Below are 4,474 nucleotides of genomic sequence, written 5' to 3'. Positions count from 1 at the left end.
CCCGTGAATCTGCCCCCGCCCATGCCCATGGCTCCGCCCGCGGGCCCGCCCGCGCCCCCTCCGGCGGCCCCCGTACGGCTGACCAAGGTGACGCTCACCAAGGCGGCCCCCTCGGTCTCCCTGACCAAGCAGGGCGGCACATCGGGCGCCATGCGCGTGAACCTCAACTGGGAGGTGCGCAAGCAGTTCTCGGGCTGGGGCAGCAAGCGCGGCCGGGCGGTCGCGATGCACGCGGACCTCGACCTCGACCTGTGCGCCCTGTACGAACTCGCCGACGGCCGCAAGGGCGTCGTCCAGGCCCTCGGCAACGCGTTCGGCTCCTTGCAGCGGCCCCCGTACATCCACCTCGACGGCGACGACCGCAGCGGCGCGTCGGCGAGCGGTGAGAACCTCACCATCAACCTGGACCACATCCGGGACTTCCGGCGCATCCTCGTCTTCGTGACCATCTACGAAGGCGCCCGTTCCTTCGCCGACCTGCACGCCACGGTCACCCTCCAGCCGCAGCACGGCGCCGCGATCGACTTCTCGCTCGACGAGTGCACGGTGCCCTCCACGGTGTGCGCGCTCGCCCTGATCACCAACACCGGAGGCGATCTCGTCGTCCAGCGCGAGGTCCAGTACCTCGTCCCCGACCGCGGGGTGAGCCCGCAGCGGACCGTCGACCGTGTCTACGGGTGGGGCATGAACTGGACCCCGGGCCGCAAGTGACCGCTCAGCTCTCGTCGCCGACGACGGCGTCGGGACGCGCGTAGGTACGGCCCTTCCAGGCCGCACCGCGCCCCCTGTAGTGCTGCACCGCGGAATCGACGGTCATCAGGAGGTACAGAAACGCGGTGATCGGCAACAGGGGAGCGAGCCACAGCGGCTGCCCGTAGTAACGCAGCATCGGGATGTACGTCCCCGTCATCACCAGCCACGCGAGACCGCCGAGGACCGCGGTCGCCGTGCTCCCGACGGCCAGGCCCGCGACCAGGGCCACGGGCGGAACGAGGTACACCAGCGCCAACCCGAGGACGGTGCCCAGCAGGAGCAGCGGGTTGTGCCGCAACTGGGCGTACGCGCTGCGCGAGACCATCCGCCACAGGTCGTACAGACGTGGATACGGGCGCACGCTGTCGACCCGCTCGGCGAGCCCCAGCCAGATGTGACCGCCGCCGCCCTTCACGGCACGGGCGAGCGCCACGTCGTCGATCACCGCGTGCCGGATGGCGTCCGGGATCCGCGTCCGTTCGGCGGTGTCGGCGCGCAGCAGCACACAGCCGCCCGCCGCGGCCGCGGTACGGGTCCCCTTCCGGCCGATCCGGCGGAACGGATACAGCTGGGCGAAGAAGTAGACGAACGCCGGCACCACGAGCCGCTCCCACAGGCTCTCCACGCGCAGCCGCGCCATCAGCGACACGGCGTCGAACCCGCCGCTGCGCGCCGCCGCCACCAACTCCCGCAGGCTGTCCGGGTGATGCGCGATGTCCGCGTCCGTCAGCAGCAGGTACTCGGGATCACGCGCGCGTGCCAGACCGACACCGTGCCGTACGGCCCACAGCTTGCCCGTCCAGCCCGCGGGCGGTTCACCGGGCGAGTCCACGGTCAGCGGCAGCCCGCCGTGCCGGGACGCCAGAGCGCGGGCCAGTTCCCCGGTGCCGTCCGAACTGCCGTCGTCGACAAGGAAGATCTCCGCCCGCCCGGGATAGTCCTGGGCGAGGAGCGAGGGCAGGCTCTCGGGCAGGACGGCGGCCTCGTCACGGGCGGGGACGACCACACCGACCGACGGCCAGTCCTCCGGGTCGGTGCGGGCCGGCAGTCTGATGTCCGTGCGCCAGAAGAAGCCCTGACAGAACAGCAGCCACAGCCAGGCGGCGAGTGATCCGGCGGCGATCCACACGATGGCGCTCACGGCCGCAGTCTGCCCCACGGGAGCGGCTCCACCGAGGCCATCGTCTATCGTGGCCGGGTGAAGATCGCGCTCATGGACTCCGGAATCGGTCTGTTGGCGGCCACCGCGGCGGTACGGCGGGTGCGCCCCGACGCGGATCTCGTGCTCTCCCTGGACCCCGAGGGCATGCCCTGGGGGCCACGGACACCGGAGGACGTCACCCGGCGCGCGCTGGACGTCGCCGCGGCGGCCGCCGCGCACCGGCCCGACGTCCTGATCATCGGCTGCAACACCGCGACCGTGCGCGCCCTGACGGCCCTGCGTGACCGCCTGGAGCCGGGTATCCCGGTCATCGGCACGGTCCCGGCGATCAAGCCGGCGGCGGCCGGTGGCACGCCCTTCGCGATCTGGGCGACGCCCGCCACCACCGGCAGCCCCTACCAGCGGGGTCTCATCAAGGACTTCGCCGACGGTGTGCCGGTCACCGAGGTCCCGTGCTGGGGACTGGCCGAAGCCGTGGAACACGGGGACGAGGCGGCCATCGACGCCGCCGTCGCCGCGGCCGCCGAGCTGACCCCCGACGATGTAACGACCGTCGTCCTGGGCTGCACCCATTACGAGCTGGTCGCCGAACGCATCCGCGCTGCCGTGCAGCGCCCCGACCGCCCGCCGCTCGTCCTGCACGGTTCCGCCGACGCGGTGGCCGCCCAGGCGCTGCGCCGGATCGGTGAGAAGCCCGCACCCGAGGCACCGGCCGACGGCACCCTGACAGTGCTCCTGAACGGCCGCGAGGGAGAGCTGCCCGCCGCCGCGTCGATCTACGCCGAGGGCCGGCTCCTGCGGGCCGTCACCCCCGCCCACTGACCACCGGCGACGAACCGGACGCCGCGCGTTCGCCGTATCGCCCCACAAAACGGTCACCCTGCGCAACGCCGTACCCGCAGAGCGAAACCTGAGTAGTCTCGTAGGCATGAGGGACCACCCCCGCGACGAAACCTTCCCGCAGACCGAGATCTGGACCGGACGCGCCACCAACCGGTTCCAGTGGCTGCTGGCGCTCGCCGGTGCCGCCTGCATGGCGCTCGGCATCGAGCTGGCCGTGGACTCCGCCTGGACGTCCGGCGTCGCCCCGCTCGCCATGTCCGTCGTCGGGTGCATCGCGGCCGGACTGCTCATGCTGTTCGGCACACTCGCCTTCGTGCACGTCGGCCTGAAGGTCGACACGGAGTCCCTCGAAGTGCGCTGCGGCCACATCGGTGTGCCGCGCCGCCGCATCCCCCTCGCGAGCGTCGCGGGCGCCGAGTTCGCCCCGCACGTCACCCCGCGCCAGTGGGGCGGCTGGGGCTACCGCTGGCGGCCCGAGAAGGGCACCGCCGTCGTCGTACGGCGCGGCGAGGGCATCGTGCTGCGGCTGTGGGACGGGCACACGTTCACGATCACCGTGGACAACGCGGAGGCGGCCGTCCGGATCATCACGGACCGGCTGGCGCCGCCCGCGCCCGGCGCGGTGCACTGACTCCTTCAGGGGGCCAGTCGGTCGCCACGCGCGTGTGCGTCCGGTACGGTGCGTGCGGCGTCCTCGGCGATCGGGTGGGCCGTGGCCAGCCCAGCCAAGAAACCGGCGCCGACCGACACCGAGGTGAAGCTCAGCGCGTTGCCGACCGAGGCGATGAGCGCGAGGCCCGTCAGCGCGGCGCCCGCGGTGAGCGCGATCGGCGTGGAGCGTGTGGTGCGCCACAGCGCGTGGAGGATCCAGCCGAAGGCAGCCGCCAGCAGGAGTACGCCGACGATGCCCTGCTCGGCGGCCAGTTGAAGCGGCGCGGAGTGCGGTTTGCCGTCCGGCAGCAGTGCCTCGGCCGCCGCGCTGCTCAGTTCGCCGAAGCGCCCGGGGCCCACGCCCAGGGCTGAGTCCTGATGCGCCATGTGCAGGGCGTCCTGCCACAACTGGATGCGGTGCGGGGTCAACTGGCCCTCCAGGGACGCGGTCAGCCCGTCCGGGAGCACGTTTCCGGCGACGGCCCAGGTCGCGCCCGTCACCAGCGCCGTGGCCAGGCCCAGGCCCGCGATGCCCCGACCGCGGTGGCGCATCCGGCCGGCGGCGAGCGAGCACAGCAGCACCGCCGCGGACAGGACGCATCCCGTGACCGAACCCAGGACAGCAGCGGTGACCGTGATCCCGGCCGCCAGCAGCCACAGCGCGAGCCGTAGCGCCGGTGCCGACGCGCTCCAAGCTGAGCAGCACGCGGAACCCACCGCCAGGGTCAGCAGGGCCGCGCTCGCACCCGCGTGGCCCAGCGGCACGGCGAACTGGGGGCCCGGGGCGAGATGCGGCTCGGCCAGCGCCAGCCCGAGCCCGGCCAGCGCGCCCGCACAGGGCGCGGCGACCGGCACGAGCGCCCCGGAGATCCGCCCCGACGCGTAACCGGCGGCGACCGCGAGAACCGCGAGCAGCACTCCCTCGGGTCGGCCGTCGTGCATGGCCGCGGTGATCAGCGACCACGCGGCACACGAGCCGAGCACCGCGATGCCCGCCGCGTCCGAAACGTTTCGTCTTTCACTGTCGGCGTCCGGACCGGTCGCCGACAGTGAAAGACGAAACGT

Annotated in this window: 4 protein-coding genes and 1 pseudogene; 3 read left to right on the top strand and 2 right to left on the bottom strand. The window is 73.0% G+C overall.

The annotated features are described in order from the left end of the window. Positions 1–711, top strand: a pseudogene (locus JHN63_RS48335) (Tellurium resistance); the annotation flags it as partial. A gap of 4 nt (positions 712–715) precedes the next feature. Here JHN63_RS48335 and JHN63_RS48330 read toward each other — a convergent pair. After that, the gene (locus tag JHN63_RS48330; protein WP_200691496.1) at positions 716–1,894 is read right to left on the bottom strand and encodes a glycosyltransferase; all 1,179 of its coding nucleotides are present in this window, start codon (positions 1,892–1,894) and stop codon (positions 716–718) included. A 57-nt stretch (positions 1,895–1,951) separates the two neighbouring features. Between JHN63_RS48330 and JHN63_RS48325 the strand changes: the two genes are divergently transcribed. Beyond that, positions 1,952–2,737, top strand: coding sequence for a glutamate racemase (locus JHN63_RS48325; RefSeq protein ID WP_200691495.1), 786 nt, complete (start codon positions 1,952–1,954; stop codon positions 2,735–2,737). A gap of 106 nt (positions 2,738–2,843) precedes the next feature. Beyond that, positions 2,844–3,389, top strand: coding sequence for a hypothetical protein (locus tag JHN63_RS48320; protein ID WP_200691494.1), 546 nt, complete (start codon positions 2,844–2,846; stop codon positions 3,387–3,389). Positions 3,390–3,394: 5 nt separating this feature from the next. Here the strand turns inward: JHN63_RS48320 and JHN63_RS48315 are convergent, their stop codons facing one another. Beyond that, positions 3,395–4,399, bottom strand: a complete 1,005-nt coding sequence (locus tag JHN63_RS48315; protein WP_374223018.1) for an O-antigen ligase family protein — start codon at positions 4,397–4,399, stop codon at positions 3,395–3,397. Positions 4,400–4,474 lie beyond the last annotated feature (75 nt).

This window comes from Streptomyces sp. MBT65 (assembly GCF_016612545.1).
Lineage (GTDB): Bacteria > Actinomycetota > Actinomycetes > Streptomycetales > Streptomycetaceae > Streptomyces.
Note: the sequence above shows the minus strand (reverse complement) of the source record. Positions and strands in the feature narration are given on the sequence as shown.

Excerpts from the sequence above, each read along its gene's own strand:
- JHN63_RS48320 (WP_200691494.1), top strand. The coding sequence starts at position 2,844 with ATGAGGGACCACCCCCGCGACGAAACCTTCCCGCAGACCGAGATCTGG.